This is a genomic window from Kribbella pittospori (assembly GCF_004331465.1).
GTDB classification, from domain to species: Bacteria; Actinomycetota; Actinomycetes; order Propionibacteriales; family Kribbellaceae; genus Kribbella; species Kribbella pittospori.
In genome coordinates, this window is sequence record NZ_SJKB01000024.1 from 40,459 (window position 1) to 63,073 (window position 22,615).

At 67.9% G+C, this 22,615-nt stretch carries 26 protein-coding genes; 12 read left to right on the forward strand and 14 right to left on the reverse strand.

All coding sequences use genetic code 11. From position 1 onward, the window contains the following. Positions 1 to 10: 10 nt before the first annotated feature. Positions 11 to 1,054 carry a hypothetical protein gene (locus E0H73_RS41280; RefSeq protein ID WP_202867842.1) on the reverse strand — a complete coding sequence of 348 codons (1,044 nt, stop codon included), beginning with the start codon at positions 1,052 to 1,054 and terminating at the stop codon, positions 11 to 13. Between the two features lie 106 nt (positions 1,055 to 1,160). On the opposite strand from E0H73_RS41280, the gene E0H73_RS41285 reads away from it, so the two are divergent. Next, positions 1,161 to 2,657 (forward strand): MFS transporter, encoded by a 1,497-nt coding sequence (locus E0H73_RS41285; RefSeq protein ID WP_131366009.1) that lies wholly within the window; start codon positions 1,161 to 1,163, stop codon positions 2,655 to 2,657. 182 nt (positions 2,658 to 2,839) lie between these two features. Further along, positions 2,840 to 3,058, forward strand: a complete 219-nt coding sequence (locus E0H73_RS41290; RefSeq protein ID WP_131366010.1) for a hypothetical protein — start codon at positions 2,840 to 2,842, stop codon at positions 3,056 to 3,058. Here E0H73_RS41290 and E0H73_RS41295 read toward each other — a convergent pair. Then, positions 3,045 to 3,380: a hypothetical protein gene (locus tag E0H73_RS41295; protein WP_131366012.1), complete on the reverse strand. Its 336-nt coding sequence runs from the start codon at positions 3,378 to 3,380 to the stop codon at positions 3,045 to 3,047. The two genes, E0H73_RS41290 and E0H73_RS41295, sit on opposite strands and share 14 nt — an antisense overlap. A gap of 230 nt (positions 3,381 to 3,610) precedes the next feature. Here E0H73_RS41295 and fes point away from each other — a divergent pair, with 230 nt between their 5' ends. Then, a complete protein-coding gene (gene fes, locus E0H73_RS41300; protein WP_131366013.1) occupies positions 3,611 to 4,849 on the forward strand; it encodes an enterochelin esterase in 1,239 nt (412 codons plus the stop codon). Here fes and E0H73_RS41305 read toward each other — a convergent pair. The 5 genes from E0H73_RS41305 to E0H73_RS41325 form a co-directional block, all read right to left on the reverse strand. Beyond that, positions 4,834 to 5,256, reverse strand: a complete 423-nt coding sequence (locus E0H73_RS41305) for a hypothetical protein (protein ID WP_131366015.1) — start codon at positions 5,254 to 5,256, stop codon at positions 4,834 to 4,836. The two genes, fes and E0H73_RS41305, sit on opposite strands and share 16 nt — an antisense overlap. Positions 5,257 to 5,269: 13 nt before the next feature. Next, a complete protein-coding gene (locus tag E0H73_RS41310; protein WP_131366016.1) occupies positions 5,270 to 5,941 on the reverse strand; it encodes a hypothetical protein in 672 nt (223 codons plus the stop codon). Continuing rightward, positions 5,938 to 8,247: a MinD/ParA family ATP-binding protein gene (locus E0H73_RS41315; protein WP_131366018.1), complete on the reverse strand. Its 2,310-nt coding sequence runs from the start codon at positions 8,245 to 8,247 to the stop codon at positions 5,938 to 5,940. Before E0H73_RS41315 ends, E0H73_RS41310 begins: the two co-directional genes overlap by 4 nt. Positions 8,248 to 8,310: 63 nt before the next feature. Continuing rightward, complete coding sequence (locus E0H73_RS41320; protein ID WP_202867843.1) at positions 8,311 to 8,508, reverse strand: hypothetical protein; 198 nt, start codon at positions 8,506 to 8,508, stop codon at positions 8,311 to 8,313. Between the two features lie 75 nt (positions 8,509 to 8,583). Further along, on the reverse strand, positions 8,584 to 8,775 hold the full coding sequence (locus E0H73_RS41325) for a hypothetical protein (RefSeq protein ID WP_131366020.1): 192 nt from the start codon (positions 8,773 to 8,775) through the stop codon (positions 8,584 to 8,586). Between the two features lie 226 nt (positions 8,776 to 9,001). Between E0H73_RS41325 and E0H73_RS41330 the strand changes: the two genes are divergently transcribed. Together E0H73_RS41330 and E0H73_RS41335 are read left to right on the forward strand one after the other, a co-directional pair. Continuing rightward, a complete protein-coding gene (locus E0H73_RS41330; protein WP_131366021.1) occupies positions 9,002 to 9,229 on the forward strand; it encodes a hypothetical protein in 228 nt (75 codons plus the stop codon). A gap of 148 nt (positions 9,230 to 9,377) precedes the next feature. Next, entirely contained in the window at positions 9,378 to 10,157 is a 780-nt protein-coding gene (locus E0H73_RS41335) for an AfsR/SARP family transcriptional regulator (RefSeq protein WP_165556071.1), read from the forward strand. A gap of 3 nt (positions 10,158 to 10,160) precedes the next feature. Here the strand turns inward: E0H73_RS41335 and E0H73_RS41340 are convergent, their stop codons facing one another. Continuing rightward, positions 10,161 to 11,030 carry an LLM class flavin-dependent oxidoreductase gene (locus E0H73_RS41340; protein ID WP_131366025.1) on the reverse strand — a complete coding sequence of 290 codons (870 nt, stop codon included), beginning with the start codon at positions 11,028 to 11,030 and terminating at the stop codon, positions 10,161 to 10,163. A 117-nt stretch (positions 11,031 to 11,147) separates the two neighbouring features. Between E0H73_RS41340 and E0H73_RS41345 the strand changes: the two genes are divergently transcribed. Continuing rightward, complete coding sequence (locus E0H73_RS41345; protein WP_131366026.1) at positions 11,148 to 12,617, forward strand: alpha/beta fold hydrolase; 1,470 nt, start codon at positions 11,148 to 11,150, stop codon at positions 12,615 to 12,617. A 3-nt stretch (positions 12,618 to 12,620) separates the two neighbouring features. Here E0H73_RS41345 and E0H73_RS41350 read toward each other — a convergent pair whose 3' ends face one another. From E0H73_RS41350 to E0H73_RS41360, 3 genes are read right to left on the reverse strand one after another with little or no spacing between them, the layout of a single operon-like run. After that, complete coding sequence (locus E0H73_RS41350; protein WP_131366028.1) at positions 12,621 to 13,082, reverse strand: VOC family protein; 462 nt, start codon at positions 13,080 to 13,082, stop codon at positions 12,621 to 12,623. Positions 13,083 to 13,140: 58 nt separating this feature from the next. Then, complete coding sequence (locus tag E0H73_RS41355; protein ID WP_131366030.1) at positions 13,141 to 13,884, reverse strand: class I SAM-dependent DNA methyltransferase; 744 nt, start codon at positions 13,882 to 13,884, stop codon at positions 13,141 to 13,143. A 5-nt stretch (positions 13,885 to 13,889) separates the two neighbouring features. Further along, positions 13,890 to 14,297, reverse strand: coding sequence for a DUF2000 domain-containing protein (locus E0H73_RS41360; protein ID WP_165556073.1), 408 nt, complete (start codon positions 14,295 to 14,297; stop codon positions 13,890 to 13,892). A 100-nt stretch (positions 14,298 to 14,397) separates the two neighbouring features. Here E0H73_RS41360 and E0H73_RS41365 point away from each other — a divergent pair, with 100 nt between their 5' ends. Beyond that, on the forward strand, positions 14,398 to 14,880 hold the full coding sequence (locus E0H73_RS41365) for an Lrp/AsnC family transcriptional regulator (protein WP_131366034.1): 483 nt from the start codon (positions 14,398 to 14,400) through the stop codon (positions 14,878 to 14,880). On the opposite strand, the gene E0H73_RS41370 is transcribed toward E0H73_RS41365, so the two are convergent. Continuing rightward, positions 14,871 to 15,608: a class I SAM-dependent methyltransferase gene (locus E0H73_RS41370; protein WP_238164608.1), complete on the reverse strand. Its 738-nt coding sequence runs from the start codon at positions 15,606 to 15,608 to the stop codon at positions 14,871 to 14,873. The two genes, E0H73_RS41365 and E0H73_RS41370, sit on opposite strands and share 10 nt — an antisense overlap. A 181-nt stretch (positions 15,609 to 15,789) precedes the next feature. Between E0H73_RS41370 and E0H73_RS41375 the strand changes: the two genes are divergently transcribed. Continuing rightward, the gene (locus E0H73_RS41375) at positions 15,790 to 16,950 is read left to right on the forward strand and encodes an MFS transporter (RefSeq protein WP_238164609.1); all 1,161 of its coding nucleotides are present in this window, start codon (positions 15,790 to 15,792) and stop codon (positions 16,948 to 16,950) included. On the opposite strand, the gene E0H73_RS41380 is transcribed toward E0H73_RS41375, so the two are convergent. Further along, positions 16,903 to 17,691: a DinB family protein gene (locus tag E0H73_RS41380; protein WP_131366040.1), complete on the reverse strand. Its 789-nt coding sequence runs from the start codon at positions 17,689 to 17,691 to the stop codon at positions 16,903 to 16,905. The two genes, E0H73_RS41375 and E0H73_RS41380, sit on opposite strands and share 48 nt — an antisense overlap. A 76-nt stretch (positions 17,692 to 17,767) precedes the next feature. Here E0H73_RS41380 and pdxR point away from each other — a divergent pair, with 76 nt between their 5' ends. After that, positions 17,768 to 19,171, forward strand: a complete 1,404-nt coding sequence (gene pdxR, locus E0H73_RS41385; protein WP_131366041.1) for a MocR-like pyridoxine biosynthesis transcription factor PdxR — start codon at positions 17,768 to 17,770, stop codon at positions 19,169 to 19,171. 95 nt (positions 19,172 to 19,266) lie between these two features. Next, a complete protein-coding gene (locus tag E0H73_RS41390) occupies positions 19,267 to 19,761 on the forward strand; it encodes a hypothetical protein (RefSeq protein WP_131366043.1) in 495 nt (164 codons plus the stop codon). 82 nt (positions 19,762 to 19,843) lie between these two features. Here E0H73_RS41390 and E0H73_RS41395 read toward each other — a convergent pair whose 3' ends face one another. Then, a complete protein-coding gene (locus tag E0H73_RS41395; protein ID WP_131366044.1) occupies positions 19,844 to 20,800 on the reverse strand; it encodes an ArsR/SmtB family transcription factor in 957 nt (318 codons plus the stop codon). 74 nt (positions 20,801 to 20,874) lie between these two features. Here E0H73_RS41395 and E0H73_RS41400 point away from each other — a divergent pair, with 74 nt between their 5' ends. Both E0H73_RS41400 and E0H73_RS41405 read left to right on the forward strand, forming a co-directional pair. After that, entirely contained in the window at positions 20,875 to 22,089 is a 1,215-nt protein-coding gene (locus E0H73_RS41400; RefSeq protein WP_131366046.1) for an MFS transporter, read from the forward strand. Further along, on the forward strand, positions 22,086 to 22,613 hold the full coding sequence (locus E0H73_RS41405) for a YceI family protein (protein WP_131366048.1): 528 nt from the start codon (positions 22,086 to 22,088) through the stop codon (positions 22,611 to 22,613). The genes E0H73_RS41400 and E0H73_RS41405 overlap by 4 nt, the downstream gene beginning before the upstream one ends. The last annotated feature ends 2 nt before the right edge of the window (positions 22,614 to 22,615 follow it).

A 22,615-nucleotide genomic window follows, 5' to 3' on the forward strand; every position in this document is an offset into this window, starting at 1 on the left:
TGGTGGAGGATCAGAGTTCGGCGCGGAGGATTGATGCTGCGCCCGCCATGGCGCGCATCTTTCCCTCCGCACTGGCGCGTGGGAGGTACTTCATCCCGCAGTCGGTGGCGATCGTGATCCGGTCCGGTGAGGTGTAGGCGAAGGCTCGGCGTACCCGGTCGGCGACCAGTTCGGCTGACTCGACCTCGTGGTCCGACAAGTCGATGACGCCCAGGATGACGGTCTTCTCGCTGAGGTCGGTCAGGACGCCGAGATCGAGACCCGACTGTGCGGTCTCGATCGAGATCTGGTCGGCCGGGCAGCCGGCCAACTCGGGCAGGAACGAGTACCCCTCGGGCCGTTCGTGGATGATCGCGGCGTACCCGAAGCAGATGTGTACGGCGGTCGTGCCGGTGACGCCGTCGAGCGCGGCGTTCAGCGCGGTGAGGCCGTACTCGCGGGCCGCCTCGGGCCGTGCCTGCATGTACGGCTCATCGATCTGGACCAGGTCGGCGCCGGCGGCGTGCAGGTCCTTGATCTCGGCGTTGACCGCGGCGGCGTACGCCAGCGCCGCCGACGCGAGGTCGGGATAGTGGTCGTTCTGCGCCTGCTGCGACATCGTGAACGGGCCGGGCACGGTCATCTTGACCAGGTGATCGGTGTTCGCCTTCAGGAACTCCACATCGCGTACGCCGACCGGGTGCGACCGCACGATCGGGCCGGCGATCCGCGGCACCGGGTTGGGATGTCCGCTGCGATCGAGGGCCGTCCCGGGGTTGTCGAGGTCGATTCCCTCGAGAGCGGTGGCGAAGTGGTTGCTGTACGACTCGCGCCGCATCTCTCCGTCAGTGAGGATGTCGAGTCCCGCTGCCTCCCGGGCGCGGATGGCCAGCAACGTGGCGTCGTCCTGCGCCTGCGCGAGGTACTCCGGCTGCACCCGCCACAGCTCTCTCGCCCGCACCCGCGGCGGGAAGCGGCCGGCGAGCTTGGCCCGGTCGATCAGCCAGTCCGGCTGGGCGTAGCTGCCCACCAGCGAGGTCGGCAGAATCGGCAGCGGGGTCGAGGTCGCAGTCACTCTCGTGACTCTAGACCCGCCGCTGCTCGATGAGGAGGCCGTCGACTGCATCTAGTCCGGGGCGGGTGAGGCGGGGGGCCGGATCGGCGAATTAGCGTGACGGGATATGAGTGAGGCCCCGACCCAGACGCGCGCTACGGGCGTGCTTGCCGCCACTTGCCTGTCCACGCTGGTCGTCAACGCGAACACGTCCGCGGTCAGCATCCTTCTGCCCGCGATCAGCGAGGACACCGGCATGGGTGTCACGACGCTCCAGTGGGCGGTGACAGGTTATTCACTGGTCGGCGCCGCGGTGATCGTGACGTCGGGGTCGATGGGAGACGTCTTCGGTCGCAAGCGGATCTTCCAGCTCGGCCTGCTGGTGTTCGTCGCCTCCTGTGTGCTCATCGCGCTGTCGAGCAGCGGCGGAATGGTCATCGCCGGGCGCGTCATCCAAGGAGCCGCCGGCGCGACCATCCTGGCGTGCGGGCTGAGCCTGCTCTCGGTGGCCAACACCGGTTCCGAACAGCTACGTGCCGTGTCCCTGTGGGGAGCAGCCGCTGCGGTGGGGGCGGCGGTGGGTCCGCTGCTCGGCGGCGTACTCGTGGACACCACCGGGTGGCAGGGCCTGTTCTGGGTCGACGCGGTCGTCGCCGCGCTCTGCATGGTCCTCACCTACTTCACTGTGTCGGAGTCGCGCGACCCCAACCGCTCCCGTTCGATCGACTATGCCGGCACCCTGCTCGTCGCCCTCACCCTCGCCCCGCTGATCCTTGCCCTCAGCAAGGGCAGCGCTTGGGGATGGGTCTCGGTCGCCACCATCGGCTGCCTCGTGATTTCCGTTGTCTCCGGCTACCTCTTCGTCGTCGTCGAGGGTCGCGTCAAGGTCCCACTCCTCGACCTCGCCCTGCTGCGCAACCGGATCCTGGTCGGAGCGACCATCGCCATCCTCATCGGCGCGGGCACCATCAACGGGCTGATGTACCTGCTCAGCCTCTACTTCCAGGATCCCGCCACCCTGGGCTTCACGCCTCTGCAAGCTGGTCTCGCGACCCTCCCGGCGACGGCCGGCCTCGTCGCGGTCGCGCCCCTGGTCCCCCGGCTCGCGTCGCGCGTCGGTGGCCGGCAGGTCATCGCGGCCGGATTCCTCCTCACCGCCATCGGGTTCGGCGCCGTGGGGTTCGTCGAATCGGACTGGAGGTACGCCGCCTTCATCCTTCCGCTGATCGCCATCGCGGTCGGCATGGGGCTGTCCAACGGACCGGCCTCCTCGGCGTCGACCGCCTGCGTCGCGGAGAACCAGGTGGGCGCCGCGTCAGGAGTCTCCAACATGGCCCGGTACGTCGGCGCCGCCGTGGCCACGGCCCTCGCGGCCACCATCTACGGCAGTGTGATCGCTGATCAAACCGCCGCAGGTGCCTCGAAAGGTGACGCCCTGGCTTCTGGCCTGAGCGCCGCATCCTGGGTGATGGCGGTGATCAGTGCCGCGGGACTCCTGATGGCCATAGTCATGGGACGGCACTCCACAGCGCGCGGCACCCTGCAGGACGCAGCCGCCGCAGCCGCGGCCCACACGCACACCCTCCCCACGTCGGCAACCCCCGTCGCCGATCGAGCCAGCTGACTTCCCCCGAGCAAGCCAGCGCATGAGCCCGCCCGCACCGTTCGCGGTGACAGTGAGGATCGCCAAGCTTCTGCTGGCCTCCAGCGGTGAAGGTGTCGAGATGCTCGAGAAGTACGTCGCGTGCGTCTCGCGAGCGTTCCGGATCGACGTCACGCTCCTGGTCCTGCCCGAGCAGGTGCTGCTTGCCTCACCGGGCTGTCCATCGGCCGCCGCGCCTTCTCCTGGTGGTCGGCGGATTCTTCGTGCTCACTGTCGGCGGGCTCGGGCTCCGTGGCATCACGGCCCTGCTCGGCGGGGACGTCATCTCCAGCTTCGACAACCTGCGGGGGTTCCTGCTTCAGGTGCCGACAGTGGGGATCGCCATCGCCATCGGAGTACTGGCAACCGTCAGGCGACCTTGACGATCTTGCATTCGATGCCTGCCGGGCCGATCGGAGCTTCCGCCGGGGTGGTTCCTCCGAAGGTGGTCGTGCCGCGAACCTCGAAGGTCTGGCCGCCGATCCTCTGGTGCGAGGTTGCATCCAGGACCTCGACGGTCACCGAGTAGCTCGACGCGTCGCCCGAGATCGTGCCGTTGATCGTCACCGTGCCCTGCGATCCGACGGTGTTCACCTGGCAGTCCACGCTGGTCTTGTAGCTCTTCGCGGTCCCTCCCGTCACCCCGGCCAGGTAGAGCACGACGGCGACGCCCATCAACGCGACCAAACCAAAGCCGATGATCATCCGAGTCCGCCTGGACCGCGCACGCGAGCCATAGTCATCGTCGGCCAAGGTCCACTCACTGGTCGGCATCGCTGTCCCCGTAACTCTGATCGATAGGCGGTCGGTGTACACCTCAGCAGGTGAGGCTTGATCATATTCAGCTTGGCAATCGAATTCGGCCGCCGCAGGAGTTCACCGGCGCCGGTGGTCCGGGGTTGACCTACGGTGGGACGACGCCGAAGGGATGATGGATGGCCGACGAGATCGACAGCCCACGTTTGCGGAAACTTGATCCGGCCGGAACTGAGGAGTTCTGGGCCGAGATCACCGAGCAGGGTGCGCCACTGGTGGAGCCTGTGCTGGATGACGACCACGAGGTCTGGCTGACCTTCCTCTACCGGTCGAGCGAGCCTGTTACCGATGTCTCGGTGTTCGGCGGCCCAGCAGGATGGCGCGCACCAGGCAACCAGATGCACCACTTGGACGGCACCGACGTCTGGTACCTCACCTACCGGGTCCGCGCCGACCTGCGCTGTACCTACCGGCTCGCGGTCGATGACGTGGACAGCGCCGCGGCCAAGGCGGAGGACTGGGAGGAACGTACGGCGAACTGGTTCACCGATCCACTCAACCCGGCGACCTTCGTCTATCCCGAGGACGAATTCCTTGGCAATGCCGAGACCGTGGTGTCGTTGATCGAGCTACCGGCCGCGCCCGCGCAACCGTGGCTGGCTCCGCGGCCCGACGCCAACCCCGGAGAGCTCGTCCAGCATCTGCACCGTAGCGAGATCCTCGACAACCAACGCCGCATCTGGATCTACACCCCGCCCGGCTATCGACCGGACGACGAACCGTATCCGCTGCTCGTGCTGTTCGACGGCGACGTCGTACGCGGTCCGATGCCGTTCCCCACCATCCTGGACAACCTCATCGACGACGGCCGCATCCCGCCGATGGTGGCCGTCCTCGTCGACAGCTTGAGCCAGGAAGTCCGCAACCGCGAGCTCCCCTGCGGCAGGCCCTTCCTGGAGTACCAGACCGACGAACTGCTGCCCTGGGTCCGCGAGCAGTACCGGATCACGACCGATCCCGCGCGCACGATCGTGGCAGGTCAGAGCCATGGCGGTCAGGCCGCCGCGTTCGCGGCGCTCAACCGTCCGGACATCTTCGGCACCGTGATCTCGCAGTCGGGATCGTTCTGGTGGAGTCCCGACGACGACCACGAACACGAGTGGCTGACCCGCCAGTACGCCGAGGCCGAACGACGGCCAGTGCGGCTCTACCTCGAGGTCGGCCTGCAAGAACGCGGCCCAACCGACAACGACGGTCCATCCATGGTGGTCGCGAACCGCCACTTCCGCACCATCCTGCACAGCAAGGGCTACGACGTGACGTACACGGAGTACAACGGCGGCCACGACTACGTCTGCTGGCGCGGCTCGCTCGCCGACGCACTCATCACTGTTACGGCGGATCAGTTGCCCGCGTAGCTGATGGCCACGACGGTTGAGCTGCTACTGATTTTGCCGCTGTCGACCTTCTTGCCGTTGACGACCAGTACGACGGAGAGGCCGTCGGCGCCCTTGGTCTTGTGCAGGTTGACGGTGTAGGAGCCGTTCGAGGACTTGACCTGGAACGTGGCGGATCCACATCCCTTCTTGGATGTCGCGCCGATGCGGCCTGCCCAGCAGGTCTTCTTCGATGCTGTGATCCGGACGGTGGCCCCCGACTGCGTGCTCGTCTTCGTCTTCGTCTTCCCCTTGCTGCTCCCGCTCCCGCTGCTGCTGCCCTCGGCGCCGGTGCCGGCGCCGGGTGTGGTCTTGATCGGTTCGCAGCCGGTCAGCACCAGCGGGACCACAAGTGCGACCGCGAGGGCGGTCCATCGGCGGGCAGACATCGGGGGCCTCCGGTCATCCGGTCTTGACTGTCAGTTGTGGCTTCAGGCTGGTCGGCTTCAACTCCTTGCGGACCAGTGCTTCGATATCGGTCAGCCCACTGCTCTTCGCCGCGGTGAGGCGAGCCGCCTTGCTGCCGGCCGAAAGCTGGGCCTCGAGTTCTCGCGCCATCGCCTCGAGCTGTTGCCGACCGTGTCGCGAGAACGCGCGGTGCTTGCTGGTGACAACCACGATCTGCACCGCGACGGCCGAGGTCGTGCAGCCGGAACAGGCCGCATTCACCGCGAAGGCACGGTTGCGAGCGGTGACCGTCGCACCGGGCCGGACCACGATGACCTGCACGGACACGCTGGTCGCGCGGCAGTTGCTGCAACTCGACCAGGCGTTCGCGACGTTGTCCGCCGTACGCTTCTTGGCCTTGTTCACGTAGATGACCTGCACTGCCGAAGCGCTGGCGCTGCACGAGTCGCAGGTCGCCGATGCGGTGGCCACGGCATCAGCCTGGGCTCGCTTGCCTCGGGCACGTTCGAACATCGCGGTCCGGTCGGTGTCCGAGCTGCCTGGCGTCGCAGGGTTGGCGGACGCGACCAGGTCGAAGTCCTGCCCACCCCGGAACGTGAGCACGCTCGCGCTCAGGATGAGGGACGCGATGACGGTGATCGCTTGGAGTCGCCGGCTGAGGTTCATGAGGCTCCTTCGCCTGTCAGGGACGGATCAACCACCGACACGGGACTCCAGCGGTTCGTGGTGAAGCCGCCGGCGACCAGTTCGGCCAGTTCCAGGTAGGCATCGCGGGTTGCCGAGCGCAAGTCGTCGAGGCCGACTGCTGCTCCGCTGTCCAGCGCCGGGTCCCAGGGGATGCGGACCGTGCCGGCGCAGCGACTGTTGAAGTGGTTCTCGATCTCGTCGAGCTGGAGCCAGCGCGGCTTGCCTCTGGTGGTGTTGATCACGGCAACCGCGGACGACACCAGGTCGGCGTGTCCGTGCTGGTCCAGCCAGTCCAGTGTCCCCGCCGCGACCCGGGCGCCGTCGAGTGCCGGCGGCATCACGACGACGATCTGGTCGGCCTCACGCAGGATGCCCTGGATGGCGCCGTCCAGGATGCCGGTGCCGGTATCGACCAGGATCAGGTTGTAGTGCTGCGTGAGCAGGTCGAGCACAGCGCGGTAGTCCCGGTCGCCGAGCGCCTGGCTGATGGTCGGGTCGTCATCGGACGCGATCACCTCGAGCCGGCTCGGCGCCTGCGAGGTGTACTCGCGCAGATCGGCGTACTTCGTGATCAGATCGCGCTCGCCGAGGAGGTTGGTCACCGTGGCCGGGGACTCCCGGCGGACCCGGTAGATGAGCGAGCCCGCGTCAGGGTTGGCGTCGAGCGCGACCACTCGGTCGCCGCGGTGCATCGCGAGTGTGTGACCCAGCATCAGAGTGGTTGTGGTCTTTCCTGCCCCGCCCTTACGGCTCAGGGTGACTACCCTGCGCGGGCCGCGCAGCGCCGTACGGACCCGGTCGATCCGTTCGAGCTCGCGCTGCTCGGCGAGGCTGGGGCCGACGTTGATCCGGCCGCTCGAGACGAAGTACAGGCCGTGCCGCCAGCCGTTCCGGGGCGGCGTCACCCGCCGGCGGAGCATCTTGTCCTCGGTGAACAGGGCGGCACCGGTCGCCCCGCTGATGTGGTCCATCGGTTCCTCCTCGGCCGGCGACGGCGGGGTCTGCCGGGTTCGAACCGCGCGTACGACGTGGAGCACGGATCGGACGAGTACGACGCTCAGCCCGACGATCGGGAGCGCGATCGCCAGCAGAGACAGCAGCGCGAGCGTCGCTGCGCCGATCTGCCCTGCCGCGACGAGTGTTCGTACGCCGGCCCACAGCTCACTCGAGCGATCCCAGAACCCGGCGAGGTAGCCAGGCGCGTTCCAGGTCATGACGCCCAGACCGATGAGCAGGGCGGGGACTGTGACCATCACCCAGGTGGTGACCACGATCCGGGTACGGAACCGCAGCGTCGCCACACCGGCGTCGTTCCGGCGACCCGGCAGAAGGCTGCGCAGAATGGGCCGGACGTGCCCGAAGAGATTCGGTACGCCGGCCAGGTCGCCGAGAATGTAGTACCCGTCGAACCGGACCACCGGCAGCAGTTGCTGGATGATCTCCAGGTGGGACAGCGCGATCACCGCGAGCAGGGGCGCCCAGCCGGTCCACAGGTACATCCCGGCCGCGATCACGATGTAGACCGCGTTGAAGTAGACGCCGCCCAGATCGGTCCGGAGCCGGCCGGCCCGGTTGAGCCGGTAGGCGGTGGTCACGTTCGTGTAGAAGGCAGGGATCCAGAGGTAGAGCCCGACGCCGATCTGTCCGGGCTTGGCGCCGCCGTACCGGCAGCCGGCCGCGTGCCCGAACTCGTGGAAGAGCGTTGCCAGTAGCAACAAAATCAGGACGGCCAGCACTCCGGCCGGATCGACCAGGGCGGCGAAGACGTCCGAGGCCGCCAGGGTGGTCAGGACCCAGACGTCGAAGGCGATCACGGCCGCCAGGACGGCGAAGATCACTGGCCGGTGGAACAGCGGTGCGAAGATCCGTGCGATCGTGCGGACCGCACCGGGCGGCAGCAGCACGCCGCGCAGGCTCAACGCGAGCAGGGGATCCGCCTTCTCCGGTCGCACCGGCGCGCCGTTCCAGAGCGCGACCAGGCCGGACGGACCGAGCTTGTCGTTGATCAGGCGGACCAGGTCGTCGGGATCGAGACGCTGACCGTACGCGCGGCTCACCCGGTCGGCCAGCAGATCGGTCGACGAGTGTCCGTCGGCGTTCTCCACGATCAGGTAGAGCAGCTTGGTCAGCAGGACCATCTGCCGGTCGGCCCGTTCGACCAGATAGCGCTCGTCCCGGAACCCGGACCCCTCGTACCGTCCGAGCAGGCGTACGCCGCCGACCCGGCTCGGCCTGGGTCCGCCGCGCACCGGGACCGCGCGGAGGTGGTCTTCTGTCGTTGTCACGATGCGGTTGTCCCCCCACTGCGGGGGGCGCAGGCCCCCCGCCAGTTCCGTGCGCCGATGGAGCTAACGCTGGAAGGCAGCCAGGTGCTGCAGTGCGGCGGCCGTGGCGGTCGAGCCGATCGTCCCCGCATTCACCGCGATCGCCAGGTTGACGGCCGTGATGTTGGTGATGTTGATCAGTGCCAGTGCCTCGCGCGCGGGCAGCAGCTCGGCCGACTGGCCGGCGACGTCCGTACCCGAGATCCTGCCGAGATCCGTCATCGAAACCCCCTCGTTCCTGCGGCATGCGGACGGCGCACTCGGTCATCGCCGCCCGCACACCCCGATTCGGCCGGCCTAGTGCTGCTTGACCACAATCGTCTGGATGGCCGCGGCCTTCGCCACTGACCAGTACGACGCCGCGTTCAGCGCGACCGCCGTGTTGGATGCGTAGATGTTCGCGTAGTTGAATCCACCCAACGCCTCCCGCTCCGGCAGTACCTGGATCTCCTCCAGGTCGAGTTCGACCGCCGTCAGTTTCTCGTTCATGAGTCACCTCCTCCGCCCTGTTCGGTGCTCACAGCCAGTGGAAGCCCGGGAGCATGCTCAGGGTGTTGTCACAGCGTTGTCCCGGCGTTGTCACAGCGTTGTCAGGAAGACGGTGGTCGACGTAACGGCGTACTTCGGGGATCGTTGGGCTCATCGTGAGTCTCCCGGTGGTCCGAGCCCGCACGACACCAGGCTGCCGGTCGGATGACTCTCGGGGGAGTGAATCATGACCGATCACGGGCAGTCCGAGGCCGTGCCCGACGCTGCGGCACTGGTCATCCGGGTCTGGCGGGAGCCGACCGACGAGACCGGAATGAGGGCGCGCATCACCCAGCGGCCCGACCTGGCCGCCGACGCCGAGACGACCGCTGTGGTGACCTCGCCGGAGGCCGTCTACCGCGAGGTCCGCGCCTGGCTCGAAGAGTTCGTCGGCCGAACGGCCAGTCAGTCTTGACATCCGGCCATTCCTGTCCCATGTTTCAGAGAGTGTGTGGCGGTTGGTGGTTCAGCCGTCACCCACAGCGGGGACATCTGCGAGCAACACAGCCGGGGGGCAGGCTCGATTGACGCGCGCCGTCGCTCCCCGAGGGGGAGGCCGTGCGGTGCGGACGTTCTTAGAGAGTGAATTTCGACTTCAGTTGCTCGGCGACTGGCTCCTGACCGCTGCCGACGAGCCGGCCGACACGGCGGAGCCGATCGATCTGCCGGCCGGTCCGCAGCACCTCATCGCGCTGCTTGCCCTCAACGGCCGCTGCGCACGGACCCACACGGCCGCGACGCTCTGGCCGGACTGTACCGACGAGGTCGCGGCCGCCCGTCTTCGCGCGGTCCTGTGGCGGCTGCGGCACCGGCATGTCGGCGTACCTCCCGTGCTCGAGATCGGCGACTCATCGCTGTCTCTGGCGGTCGACGTCGATGTGGACGTCGACCGCTTCCTCGACTGCGCCGAGTTGCTGATCCGCGACCACACCGACCGCGGCGCCGACGAGGCCGAGGACGCCGCTCTCGTCGTACTGCACTCCTCGGAGCTGCTCCCTGGGTGGTACGACGACTGGGTACTGGCCGCCCGCGAACGACTGCAGTACCTGCGGCTGGGCGCGCTCGACGCCCTCGCGACTCGGCGCCGACGGCAACGACGTACGCACGAGGCGCTCCAGGCCGCGCGGGCCGCGATCAGCATCGAGCCGCTGCACGAGAGCGCGCATCGGACCATCGTCGAAACCCACTTGGACAACGGCGATCTCGTTGAAGCCATCAACCATTACCAACGATTCCAGGAGATGCTCGGCCGCGAACTGGGCCTCCCTCCCAGCGATCTGTTCCGCGAGGTCGTGAGCCCCTACCTGGCCGTTGCGTCCCGCAAGGTGGCCCGAACCCGCTGAACGTCAGGTCAGGCCTGTTGCGGCCGCGATCAAGGCGATCTGCTGGAGGTCGGGGTTGGCAGGGAACAGGATCAACTCGTCGCACCCTGCTGCGGTGAAGCCGGCGACTGCGTCGGCGACTGCTTCTTGGGTGGTCAGGGCGTTGGCGATGATCCGCTCGGCGTACGGGCCGGCGAAATTGTAGTAGTCGCCGAGGTAGCGCCATGCCTGCTCCTCGGCGTCGTCGCCGAGGCTCACGTAGCCGATGGCGACCAGGCGCGGCTCGCCTTCACGTCCTGCCTCGCGCCAGACACTCCTGGCCTTGTCGGCTGCCCCGGCGAAGACCTCCGGTCCACCGGCGCCGAGGATCCAGCCGGCGCCGTACTCCGTCATCCGGCGGAAGGCGGCGGGCGAGCCACCACCGATGAGCAGCGGTGGACCGCCTGGTTGTACCGGGGCCGGCCCGATCGCACCGGCGTACCCGCGCGGCTCACCGGCCCACACCGCCCGCATCTCCGCGAGTTGCGCGTCGAAAGCTTTCCCACGCGTCTCGTACGGCGATGCCGTCGCCTCGAAGTCGTCCGGCCGTGCTCCGACCGCGATGCCGACCGTCAACCGGCCCTCGGAGAGGCGATCCACGGAGGCCAGTTGCTTGGCCAGCAAGGCGCCGTTGCCCCGGAACGGGCCGATCATGATGGCCGTCGTCAGACCGATCCGGCTGGTCACCGCCGCCGCGGCGGCCAGCGCCGGTATCGCGTCCAGATTCCCGTAGACCAGCCGGTCGAGCGTGGCCAGGGTGAAGAACCCGGCCTGCTCAGCGGCCTGCGCCCAGTCCGGGACCAGCCGAGCGCGACTCCACGGAATCGTGGACGGCAGACCGACACCAACATCCATGAGAGCTCCCTGATTCAAACGTTCGCGGCCGAATGTTCGCGGCATCAACCAGACTGCACCTTCGTCTTGACTCTGTCGTGGGTCGCGAGGAGGGTCGAAAGCGGGGGTGGGATTCCGATGGAGATCCGACGAATTCGCAAAGTGCTGGCCGTCCTGGGCTCCGGGTTGCTGTTCTCGACGACGTTCGTGTCGGCGGCACAGTCCGATACCGCGACCTCGCCGTACCACATCGACTTCAAGCCTTGTCCGGGATCGACCGTGGTCCGGTGCGGCACGCTGCAGGTGCCTGCGGATTGGTCGGCGCCGAAGGGTCCGAAGATCACTGTGGCGGTGGCTCGCCGCCCCGCGGACGACCCCGCGCACCGGATCGGCACGCTGTTCTACAACCCCGGTGGCCCGGGCGACGGCGCGGTCGGCAACGTGGTCGAGGCCGAGACCTTCTTTTCCGCGACGCTGCGGGCTCGCTTCGACATCGTCGGCCTCGATCCGAGGGGCGTCGGTGCGAGTACGCCGATCACCTGCGGCGTACCGGCGCTGACCCCTGACTACGGCTTCTTCCCGCGCACGCAAGCAGAGTTCGACGCGATGGTCGCGCACAACCGCGCGCTCGCGCGGAGCTGCCGGCAGCAGACCGGACCGCTGTTCGTGCACGCGGACACCGTGAGCGTTGCCCGCGACCACGAGGCGGTACGCATCGCCCTCGGCGTTTCGAAGGTGAACTGGCTGGGGCTGTCGTACGGCACGCAGGTCGGAGCGCAGTACGCCCAGTTGTTCCCGAAGCGCACGCGAGCGATGGTCCTGGACGCTGCTCTCGACCACAGCAGCCCGGACGTGCAACTGATCGCCGATGCAGCCAAGACCGTGGAGGAGGCGTTCGAACGATTCGCCGACTGGTGTGACACCGCTCCCGACTGCGTCCTGCGGGGACAAGACGTTCGTGCGGTCTACGACAACCTTGTCCAGAGCGCCGACCGGAATCCGATCCCGGTCGAAGGAGCCCTGCGCCCCGTCACCGGCGACGACATCCGGATGAACACCCCGAACTGGCTTGCCGCGAAGACACCCAACGTCCTCGCGGGCGAGCTGTCCTGGCCTGTCTTCTCGGAGGTCCTCAGACGAGCCGTCGCCGGGGACGCCCAGTTCTTCGCCTTCCCGCCGCCCGGGGGTCCGACCGACTTCCTCTTCAGCCGGATAGCGAATCACTGCGGTGACTACGTGTCCGACATCCACACCTTCGCCGAGATGCAGCAGCGCATCGAGATGGGCCGGCAACTGGCGCCGCACCTGCAGGGCGCGTCGGAGTTCTGGCAGGGCGGCCTGTGCATCGGCTACCCCTTCAAGGTCGCCAACCCGCAGCGCAGCCTGAACGTGAAGGGCGTGCCCACCCTCATCGTCCACGCAACGCACGACCCGTCCGTCTCCTACCAGTGGGCGTTCGGCCTGGCCGCTCAGATCCGCGGCAGCAGCGTCCTCTCCCGCCTCGGCGACGGCCACACCTCCTACTACACCTCCGACTGCGCCCGCGACGCGACGGACCAATTCCTCCTCACGAAACAATCCACGCCGGCCCCGGTCTGCGCCACGTAGGGCTTAGTCCAGGCAGAATTCGTTGCCTTCTGGGTCGGTCATGGTGATGGTGCCGAGGGCCAGGGGTGGTTCGGGGTCGAAGCGGCGAACTCGATGGGCTCCCAGGGCGACCAGGCGGGCGCACTCGGACTCCAGGGCGGCCATGCGTTCGTCGCCTTGCAGGCCGGGGGCTGCGCGGACGTCCAGGTGAACGCGGTTCTTGGCGGCCTTGTCTTCCGGGACCTGCTGGAAGAACAGCCGTGGGCCGTTTCCGTCCGGGTCTTCGAGGGCCGAGCGCGTGTTGCGTTCATCCTCCGGTACGCCGACGCGCTCGAGGAACTCGTCCCACGCCGCCAGCGGATCGGCGCCCTCGGGCAGCTCGACCCCGGGCGGGCCGGGGTGAACGTAGCCAAGTACGTCGCGCCAGAAGTTCGACAGGGCCTGCGGGTCATGCGCGTCGAAGGTGACCTGGAATTCCTGGCTCATCGGCATACTCCATCCGTCGCGGTTCTCATACGCCCACTCTGACGCAACCAACGGACAGTTACCGCCTGAAAGCCGTGACGACGAGCATTCCTCGCGGACCGGGCACTGAGGATGCGACGGTGAAGCCGGTGTCGCGGAGTTGGGTGGTGAGCCACGTTGGAGGGATGCGGAGTTTGCGATAGCTGCTTTTGTTCAGCTGCCAGGAGCTGTCGGGGGTTCTGCTGTGAATCAGGTCGTGGACTCGGAGGTAGTCGCCTTCGTCCTCCAGGAAGCAGGTCATGATTCGGCTGTCGTCGGCGCGGACCTGGATGAAGCGGTCGAGGCCGGTGACGGGCTTGGTGAGATCGCGGAAGGAGAGGATCAAGACTCCTCCTGGGATGAGGGCTTCGAAGCTGTCGGCGAGAAGTCGTTGGACTGCGGGGAGATCTGGCAGGTGGGACAGGGTGTCGCCCATGCAGACCGCGGTGGTGATCGATTGCGGTTCGACGATGGGTCGCAGGCCGGCGCACAGGTCGGCGTGGATGGGGCGGATCCCCGGGAACTGCACCGCTCGAGTGGCGAGTTCGGCCAGGAGCGTTGGGCTGACGTCGACGGCTAGGACCGAGTTGTAGCCGAGTTGCGCCAGGGCGACCGAGTGGAGCCCCGACCCGCAGCCGAGGTCGAGAGCCACACCGCTCTTGGATATGCCGCATGACTTCAGCAGGTCCCGCTGCTCCGCGACGAGCGCATCGAAATCCGCGCCCAACATCCACGTGTAGTACTGCGCCAGCAGTTGCTCATAATGTGCGACGACCTCTGACATGGCGGTCAGGGGGTGCCGAGGAGGGGCAGGCGCTTGGTCAGTTTGGTGACTTTGGTTCTTGGGCCGGCGATGACGAGGCCGATGATGTTGCTGTCGGCGGCGTTTGTGGTGGCCAGGGTGGTGAGGTAGTCGTCGTACGTTCGGGCCTGGCGGGCTGTCTCGGTGAGGCAGAGGACCGTGAGTTCCTCCTGGGAGTTCGCGGTCCGGAACAGAGTCGTCAGATCCTCTGCCGGGGCGTGGAGGATCGGCACCGGGGTCGTGACGATGCCTGGGTAGCGCGTGCCGGAGGCGTCGTTGCCGGGCGGGCCGAGGGGCAGGCTTGCGGCGGCACCGACGCTTGCGCCCAGAACCGTGGCGGCATTCACCGCGTGCACGAGCGGGAGGCCCGTCTTGACGGTGAGAACCACCCGCATCGAGGCTTTCACCTCAGATCGTTGAATTGATTGATGCATGGGCATGACCGTTGCACAGACGCCCAGCCGGTACGGCGCGGATCGGCGATATGTTCGGCAGATGGCCACAGATTCGAACCTCGATCGGACGGACCGGGACATCGTCAGGGAGTTGCAGCGGAACGCCCGAGTCCCCATGCGCGACCTCGCTGAGATCGTCGGAGTCGCACCCTCGACCTGCTCCGAACGCATCCGTCGACTGCAGTCCCGCGGGATCATCACCGGATTCCATGCCGCCGTGGACCTGCCCAATCTCGGCCGCGCGGTCCAGGCCATGGTCTTCGCCCAGGTCCGCCCACTCAGCCGCGATCTCATCGCCACCTTCCGCCGCGACGTACTGGCGATGCCCGAAACGATGGCGGTCTTCGTCCTGGCCGGCGGAGACGACTTCCTCGTGCACGTCGGAGTGCCGGATATCCAAGGCCTGCACTCGTTCTTGGTGGACAAGCTGAGCAGTCGTCGAGAGGTCGTCCAGTTCCGCAGTTCGATCGTCTATGACCACGGCGAGAAGCGGGCCCTCGAGGACCTCAAGAGCTATGACTGAGAGCGCCGGCGCGCGAGATGGATGGTGATGTCGGCGGCGATCTCGACTGTCTCGGGCAGCACCTGCAGGATGTCGCGGAATGCCTGCTCCTGGACCGCGACCGGCAGTTCCAGGTACGCCGAGATCGTCGACAGCAGGCCGACGTAGTCGCCCGCACTCATCGTCCAGCGCCGCTCGATCACCACCTGCCGAACATCGCTGAACCACTCAGACCGTTGGAGCTCCGTTCCCGGCCACTGCATCTCATGTTCGGGAGGCGTCCCATCGGGCGACGGAATATCGTCGCTCTCCAAGTACGGCGCCCGGGCCGCGCGAACCGCGTCCTCGACCGCCGGGTCAGCCAGCCCGACAGGTCCACCGAACGACGCGAACACGCCACCCGCCTCCAGCAGCCCGGCAACGCGCGACCACCGGCCATCTGGATTCGTCCAGTGCAGCGCAGCAGCCGCATAGACAAGCCCGTACCGCTCCCCTGATCTCAGGTCCTCGAAGGCGGCTCGCATCGGCGTGACGTTCGCCGGCACATGCTTACGCAGTTCGGCGAGCATGGCGTCGTCGGGCTCGGTCGCGGTGACTGCGACCCCGCGTTCGGCAAACAGACGGGTCGCCTTGCCGGTGCCGGCGCCAATCTCCAGGGCGGTCCGAACCGGCCGGCCGGCGTACGTCATCACCAGGTCGTAAAGCTCGACGGGATATCCCGGCCGGAACCGTTCGTACGCTTCCGCCATTGCTCCGAAACTCAACGCGCGACCAGACATGCCGAGCATCCTGGCACGAGCGTCCCGGCAATTCATGACCTTTTCGTGGGACCGGAAGGGCGACCCCGCGCAGGTGTAAGAGTGAGTCGGGACGAGCGAGTGGATCACTGTGAGTTGGCGCGCGGATTTTGCGGTCTTGCGGCATCGCGAGGTGCGGCTGTTTCTGAGCGCCCGGTTCGTCTCGTTGCTCGGCTCGGCGGTGGGCCCGATTGCGTTGGCATTCGCGGTCCTGGATCTGTCCGACTCCGCGAGGACATTGGGCCTGGTGCTGGCGTCGCAGAGCGTGCCGATGGTCGGTTTGATGTTGCTCGGTGGAGCGATCGCCGATCGGCTGCCCCGCCGGCTGGTGCTCGTGGTGGCACACCTCGTCTGCGGTACGACGCAGGCGACGGCAGCAGTTCTGCTCCTGAGCGGCCAGGCCGAGATCTGGCACCTGATAGTGCTCGGGGCAACAAACGGCGTCGCGACCGCGGTGTCACTACCCGCGTTGTCGGGAATCTTGCCAGAGTTGGTGGACGCGGCCGAACTGCCGCAGGCGAACGCGGCCTCCGGGATCGCTCGATCCACCGGGACCCTCCTCGGTGGCGCCGTCGCCGGTGTCATCGTCGGGTTCATCGGTCCTGCGCCCGGGCTGGCCGTCGATGCCGCCGCATTCCTGCTGGCCGCGTCACTGCTGTCCCGCCTTCCACTGACCCGTCTCGCCCGTACGTCGAAGTCGTTGCTCAAGGACCTCGTCGAAGGCTGGTCGGACTTCATCCGGACCCGGTGGGTCGTCGTGATCAGCCTGGTGATGTTCGCGAATCAGTTCGTCTGGGTCGGCTGCTGGGTGACCCTCGGCCCAGTCATCGCCGACGAGTCGCTCGGCCGGGCCGGCTGGGCGATCTCGAACGTGTTCCTGGGCCTCGGCTTTCTCACCGGCGGGTTCCTCGTCCTCAGGGTGAAACCGAGCCACCCACTGCGCTTCGGCATTCTCGGCATCCTGCTGATGATCCCCGCGCTGCTGTGCCTCGCCCTGGCACCCCGGCTCCCCCTGGTGGCCCTGTGCGCGCTCGGCGTCGGCATCGGATTCCAGGCGATCAGCGTCGGCGTCGACACGGCACTCGGTCAGCACATCCCACTCGGCAAGCTGTCCCGGATCTCGTCGTACGTCATGCTCGCCACGTACGCCGCTATGCCGCTCGCTCAACTCACCGTGGGCCTCATCGACACCAGCCCCCGCACAGTCGAACTCGCAGCGGCCGCAGCCTTCACCACAACGCTGCTGCTAGCCCTCTGCGTCCCCAGCATCCGCAACCTGCCCCGCCTGACCTGACGAGATGGCATCGAGGTCGCGTACTGCGTACCGGTGGTGTTCCCATTCCTCTTCGAGGATCACGTGGAGGCAGGAGAGGACAGTCTCGGGGTACTCGGGGGCGTGCGGGTTCTTGCGCGCTTCGGCCAACTGCTCCGGTGTCACCGCGGCGACAAAGTCCCGCACCGTGGCGACGTGACCGGCGCGGACCTCGAGGACCTCGGCGTACGCCGGCTCGGTCGTCGTGAGGGCCGACGTATCCGCGCCGTCGTTCTTGGTGGCGGTGTCCATCTGACCGATGGGGTGGAACGGTTGTTCGAGCTCTAGGATCGCCCGGCCGAGCCACACATCCGTGGCGTGCACCAGGTGGCGGAGCGTCTGGGCGAACGACCACTCGCCGTCCACCGACACGTCGACCGTGCCGACCGGCATCGCCGCCGCGCGGTCCACCGTCGCCGCCCACGTCCGCTCGAGTGCAGCCCAGGCCTCGCGCAGACCGTCCGGATCCCCGGCACGCCGGAGCTCGCGGCCGGGAAAGCGCCGGTCGAGCTCGGCCTCGACGTACGGGATCACGTCGATACCGTTCACGCGGAAAAAGCTCTCGCCGTTGGAGAGCCATGGCGCGTCGATGTCGGCCTTCCCCACGTCGACACCGCGCATCACGACGCCGGACAGGTCGGACTCCACGAACCGCGCACCGTGCAGATCCGCCGCGACGAACTCCGCGCCCCGCAGGTCGTCGGACTGGGTGAAAGTTGCCATGACGTCTCCTCGTCGAGCGTCTGCTGCCGGTGGCGAGAGGTTAGCCGTTGAGCCGGGCAATGGCGAGAATGCGGACATGGATCTGCATCTGCATCTGGGCGGGGAGGGCGGACTGGCCGAGCAGATCTATGCACAGTTGCACGAGCGGATCCGCACCGACGCCTTGCCGGCGGGGACCGTGTTGCCGTCGTCGCGTGAGCTCGCGAAGCGGTTGTCGGTCTCGCGGGCGACGGTGGTTGCGGCGTACGAGCGGCTCGCCGCGCATGGGTTGATCCGCTCGCGGGCCGGGATCGGGACGGTCGTCACCGGGGAACGTGTCCCTGCCACGCCCGCGCCGGCCGCGTCTCCCCTGCGGCCGCGGGCGATCTGGAGCGCCGAGCAGTTCGCCATACCGGATCTCAGCGTCGATGCCGAGTTCGACTTCGCGCCTGGTATCCCCGGCCGGACCCAGTTCCCGTTCGCACGGTGGCGGGCGTTGATCAATGATCAACTGCGCACCCGGACCGACGTCGGCTACGGCGATCCGGCGGGCTCGGCGCGGCTGCGTGATGCGCTCGCGCGGCATCTGGTCGTCAGCCGGGGTGTCCGGATCGCGCCGGAGCAACTGGTGATCACGACAGGTGCGCAGCAGGCGTTCGACATCGCCGCGCGCGTCCTGCTCGAACCGGGCGACACGGTGGCCATCGAGGATCCCGGCTACCTGCCGGCGTACCGCGGATTCCTTGCGCACGGAGCCCGTGTCGTCGGGGTGCCGGTCGACAGCGAGGGGCTGATGGTCGATCGGCTTCCAGCCGAGACGCGGTTGGTGTACGTGACGCCGTCGCACCAGTTCCCGCTCGGCATGCCGCTGTCCGAGTCGCGCCGTACTGCGCTGCTCGCGTGGGCGGCCGAGCACGACGCCGCGATCGTCGAGGACGACTACGACTCGGAGTTCCGCTTCACCGGACGTCCGCTCACTCCCCTGCAGGCGACCGACAAGGAGGGCCGCGTGCTGTACGTCGGTTCCTTCTCCAAGACGCTGTTGCCGGCGCTCCGGGTCGGGTTCCTCGGCGTACCGGCAACGTTGGGTGAAGCCGCCCGCCGCGCGAAGTTCGTCGCCGACTACGGCACCGCGGGTCACGTGCAGGCCGCCCTCGCAGCCTTCATCGAGGAGGGCGACCTGGCCCGCTACATCCGGCGGATGCGGCGTTCGTACGAACGTCTGCACGACCTGCTGACCGGCACTCTGCGTGCGGACTTCGCCGACGTACTCGAACCGATCGAGTCCAGCGGCGGGACGCACATGGCCGCATTGCTGACATCCGGACAACCGAGCGACACCGTGCTCGCCGCGCGCGCCGTCACCGCGGGCGTGAACCTCGGGACGATCTCGCGCTGGGGCATCGATCGTCCCGGACCGAACGGTTTCGTCTTCGGGTACGGCGCTGTCCCGGCCGACCGGATCCCGGCTGCGCTGGCCGCGCTGCGCCGCGTTATCTGATCGAGATTGGACTGGCGCAGAACACCTCGAATCGGCCCCGCCACCGGACCGGCACCGTTCCTAGGCTGCCGCGGACATCCATCACAGGAGGCCTGATGAGATCCCTGCGCATCGCCGCAATCGCCATCGCCTGTGCCGGCGTCATCGCCGGCACCTCGCTCGCCAACGCATCCCCCCGCTGCGAGGAGGTCGAGGCGACGATCTACGACAAGGTTGTCGACGTGGGGTGCCCGCCGCCGACCCAGGTCTGCGTGGCCGGCTTCGTCCGCGGCGAGGACGGCTTCAACGGGACGACCGTGTTCATCCTCGGCTCCCGCGGCGAGGCGCCCCCGACGGCTCCCGACCAGCGGCCGGTCAGCGGCGCGCTCACCTACACCTTCAAGGGCGGCGCCACACTCACCGCACTCGAGACGAGCATCGGCAACGTCAACACCACCACCGGCGCCGGCCACGCCGGCGGCACCCAGCAGTTCACCGGCGGCACCGGCCGCTACGAAGGCGCCACCGGCTACGCCTACCTGGGCCAGCACTGGGAGGTCGACCACTTCGTCACCCAAATCAAGGGCGAAGTCTGCCGCCCCAGGCACTAGCCGGGCCACTGGCGGGTTGTTTCACCGCTGGCGCGCAACAACCCGCCAGCGAGCACACAACCCGCCACCCAGCCGGCGATCCTCAATCGGATTCGGTGCCGGTGAGGAGGGCGGCTAGTTGGGTGGGTTTGTAGAGGACTTGTTTGCCGGTGCGTTGGGGTTCCACCAGGCCGGTACGGCGGAGTAGTTGGAGCTGCTGACTGACGGCGGACGGGGTGACCTTGAGTTCGGCGGCGACGTCGGTGGTGGTGCGGGGGTGGGTGAGGAGCTCGAGGATGCGGGCCCGGGCGGTGCCGATGAGCTGGGCCAGGTCGCGGCGTGACGGTGGGTCGACGACGGACCAGAGGGTGGCCTGGCCGCGGGGTGGGTAGCCGAGGATCGGTTCGGCGCCGACGTCCATCGGGATCACGGCGTGCGGGCCGAAGAGGGTCGGCTGGAGGACGAGGCCACGGCCGTCGACGCTTTCGGTCCGGCTGATGTCGCTGACGCGGTCGACGCGAAGCAGACCGTCGCCGTAACTGATGGCCGGCCCCAGTTCGTTCAGCATCACGCCCGTACCTCGCTGGGTGACGACATGCCCGCGATAGCTGATGTCGGCGGTCAGCAACGTGCGCATCCGATTCCAGTACGGCGCGATCGCGGCCTGCCAGTACTCGCGGAGAGCGTCGACCACCTTCGTCGCGCCGTCGGGTCCAGCCAGCTCAGCGGGGACCTCACCGTTGACCGCGACGAGCTGGCGTTCGAACGTCTCGCGGTCCACCGAGCCGATGAGGTCGAGCTCGTCGGCGATCTGGGTGAGCGGTGAGGTGGGGCGCGGCGTCAGGAAGTCCGGACTGCCCATCGTGTCGTTGACCAACCACCTCAGCACGCTCCAGTCCAGCGCCTCGAGCAGTGGCTGAACCGCCCGGATCCAAGGCAACTGCAGCGGGAACCGACCGGGGTCCTGCAACGCGCGCAGCGACAGCACAGTCTCGGCCGCCGGCGAGACCGCGAACCGGACATCCTCAAGGTCCCGCGAGGTCAACTCATACGTGAGCACGCCTGCCCCCTTGTCGATGTAGCCCAATCCTAAATCGTTCGCAGACCGCCGCGACGCCCGGCGACAGTCGGGGCATGAGTATCGAGGTTGCCGTCGACGCGCGCCCGCGCACGACGTTGCTCGGCGTACTGGCCGTGTGTTCGGCGGTCGGCGTCGGGACTGTCTACTTTCCGCAGGCGCTGCTGCCGTCCGTCGCGGCGTCGCTGCACGTGCCGTTGTCGAGCGCGGCGTTGGTCGTGACCGCGCCGCAGGCCGGATACGCCGTTGGCATCCTGACCGTCGTACCGCTGGGCGACACCGGTGCGCAGCGACGGCTGCTGACCACCTTGTTCGCCAGTGTCGCGGTGTTTGCGATCGCAGCCGCGGCGGCGCCGTCGTTGCCGGTCCTGGTGATCGCGTCGTTCCTGATGGGCTGCGCGACGGTGGCGTCGCCGGTGATCGGTCCGTACGTCGCGGGGATGACCGGCTCGCGCCGCCTGGGCAGCATCAACAGCATCCTGCTCAGCGTGGGCATCCCCGGGATGATCCTGTCGCGCGCGATCGCCGGGTTCCTGGGCGAGGAGTACTCCTGGCGATACGCCTACCTGGGTGCCGCCGTACTGGCGCTGGTCTGTGCCGCCGTCGCGTGGACTCGACTGCCCGTGCCGGTGCACGTCGAGCCGGCGGAGTTCCCGCAGTACCTGCGCCGGCCCCTCGACCAACTGAGGTTGCGCAGCGGTCTGCGTCGATCGGCGTTCTACCAGGCCTGCACGTTCGCCGGCTTCACCGGCACCTGGGCGACCCTGGTCCTCGTCCTGCAGGATTCCTTCGGCCTCGGAGCCGGCGCACTCGGCTGGATCAGTCTGGTCGCGATCGCCACCATGGCAGTCGTCCCGTGGACCGGCCGCATCGTCGATCGGCGTACGCCGGATGCGGTGACGGCCTGGATCCTGGTGGGAACGATTGCTGCCGCCGTGTTCATGCTGGGTGCGTACGCCGGTGGTGCGCTGGGACTCACGCTCCTCGTGGCCGGCGTACTCGTCCTCGATGTGTCGATGCAGTCGGGGATGGTCGCGAACGTCACCCGGATCTACCAACTCGACCCCGGCCGGCGCAGCGCGATGAACACGGCGTACATGGTCTGCGCCTACTCCGCCGGCAGCCTCGGCTCCTGGACCGCCGTACGCCTCTACCACGCCCTCGGCTGGTGGACAGTCCCCACCTTCGTCGCCACCCTCGCAACCCTCGCCCTTCTCCGCCTGGTCCTGACGCCTGACACTTCGGGTAGGGGTCTCGTCGTACGTGTATGACTACGACGACGAGGTTGAGGGAACTGACCGGGGACTACGCGGTGGATGTGGCGCGGTCGAGGTTGGGGTTTACGGCGCGGCATACGGTTGGGCCGCGGGTGCCTGGGGAGTTCGAGGTGTTCAGTGGGGTGCTTCGGCTGGATGGGGAGGATCCGGGGCGGTCGACGGCGGATCTGACCATCCAGGCGAACAGCATTCAGACCGGGGACCGGCGACGGGATGCGGCGCTGCGTGAGCACTTCCTCGACGCGGAGACCTATCCGTCGATCAAGTTCCGGTCCACGAAGGTGAGCCAGACCGGTGTGACGACGTTCACGGTGACGGGGAATCTCACGATCCGTGGCGCCACCCGGCCGGTCGTCGTACCGCTGGAGCTGACGGGCACCGACGACGGGGTCGCCTTCACCGGATCGCTTCCGCTGCTGCGCAAGCGCTGGGCGGTGGAGTGGAACGCAGCCGTCAACCTGATGGTCGCCAAGAAACTGGACCTCCACCTGGAGCTCACGGCCAACCGCATCGCCTGACC

Coding starts and splice junctions, on each gene's coding strand:
- E0H73_RS41285 (WP_131366009.1), top strand. CDS start 1,161: ATGAGTGAGGCCCCGACCCAGACGCGCGCTACGGGCGTGCTTGCCGCC.
- E0H73_RS41295 (WP_131366012.1), bottom strand. CDS start 3,380: ATGATCATCGGCTTTGGTTTGGTCGCGTTGATGGGCGTCGCCGTCGTG.
- fes (WP_131366013.1), top strand. CDS start 3,611: ATGGCCGACGAGATCGACAGCCCACGTTTGCGGAAACTTGATCCGGCC.
- E0H73_RS41305 (WP_131366015.1), bottom strand. CDS start 5,256: ATGTCTGCCCGCCGATGGACCGCCCTCGCGGTCGCACTTGTGGTCCCG.
- E0H73_RS41310 (WP_131366016.1), bottom strand. CDS start 5,941: ATGAACCTCAGCCGGCGACTCCAAGCGATCACCGTCATCGCGTCCCTC.
- E0H73_RS41320 (WP_202867843.1), bottom strand. CDS start 8,508: ATGACGGATCTCGGCAGGATCTCGGGTACGGACGTCGCCGGCCAGTCG.
- E0H73_RS41325 (WP_131366020.1), bottom strand. CDS start 8,775: ATGAACGAGAAACTGACGGCGGTCGAACTCGACCTGGAGGAGATCCAG.
- E0H73_RS41330 (WP_131366021.1), top strand. CDS start 9,002: ATGACCGATCACGGGCAGTCCGAGGCCGTGCCCGACGCTGCGGCACTG.
- E0H73_RS41340 (WP_131366025.1), bottom strand. CDS start 11,030: ATGGATGTTGGTGTCGGTCTGCCGTCCACGATTCCGTGGAGTCGCGCT.
- E0H73_RS41345 (WP_131366026.1), top strand. CDS start 11,148: ATGGAGATCCGACGAATTCGCAAAGTGCTGGCCGTCCTGGGCTCCGGG.
- E0H73_RS41350 (WP_131366028.1), bottom strand. CDS start 13,082: ATGAGCCAGGAATTCCAGGTCACCTTCGACGCGCATGACCCGCAGGCC.
- E0H73_RS41355 (WP_131366030.1), bottom strand. CDS start 13,884: ATGTCAGAGGTCGTCGCACATTATGAGCAACTGCTGGCGCAGTACTAC.
- E0H73_RS41360 (WP_165556073.1), bottom strand. CDS start 14,297: ATGCGGGTGGTTCTCACCGTCAAGACGGGCCTCCCGCTCGTGCACGCG.
- E0H73_RS41365 (WP_131366034.1), top strand. CDS start 14,398: ATGGCCACAGATTCGAACCTCGATCGGACGGACCGGGACATCGTCAGG.
- E0H73_RS41370 (WP_238164608.1), bottom strand. CDS start 15,608: ATGGCGGAAGCGTACGAACGGTTCCGGCCGGGATATCCCGTCGAGCTT.
- E0H73_RS41380 (WP_131366040.1), bottom strand. CDS start 17,691: ATGGCAACTTTCACCCAGTCCGACGACCTGCGGGGCGCGGAGTTCGTC.
- pdxR (WP_131366041.1), top strand. CDS start 17,768: ATGGATCTGCATCTGCATCTGGGCGGGGAGGGCGGACTGGCCGAGCAG.
- E0H73_RS41390 (WP_131366043.1), top strand. CDS start 19,267: ATGAGATCCCTGCGCATCGCCGCAATCGCCATCGCCTGTGCCGGCGTC.
- E0H73_RS41400 (WP_131366046.1), top strand. CDS start 20,875: ATGAGTATCGAGGTTGCCGTCGACGCGCGCCCGCGCACGACGTTGCTC.
- E0H73_RS41405 (WP_131366048.1), top strand. CDS start 22,086: ATGACTACGACGACGAGGTTGAGGGAACTGACCGGGGACTACGCGGTG.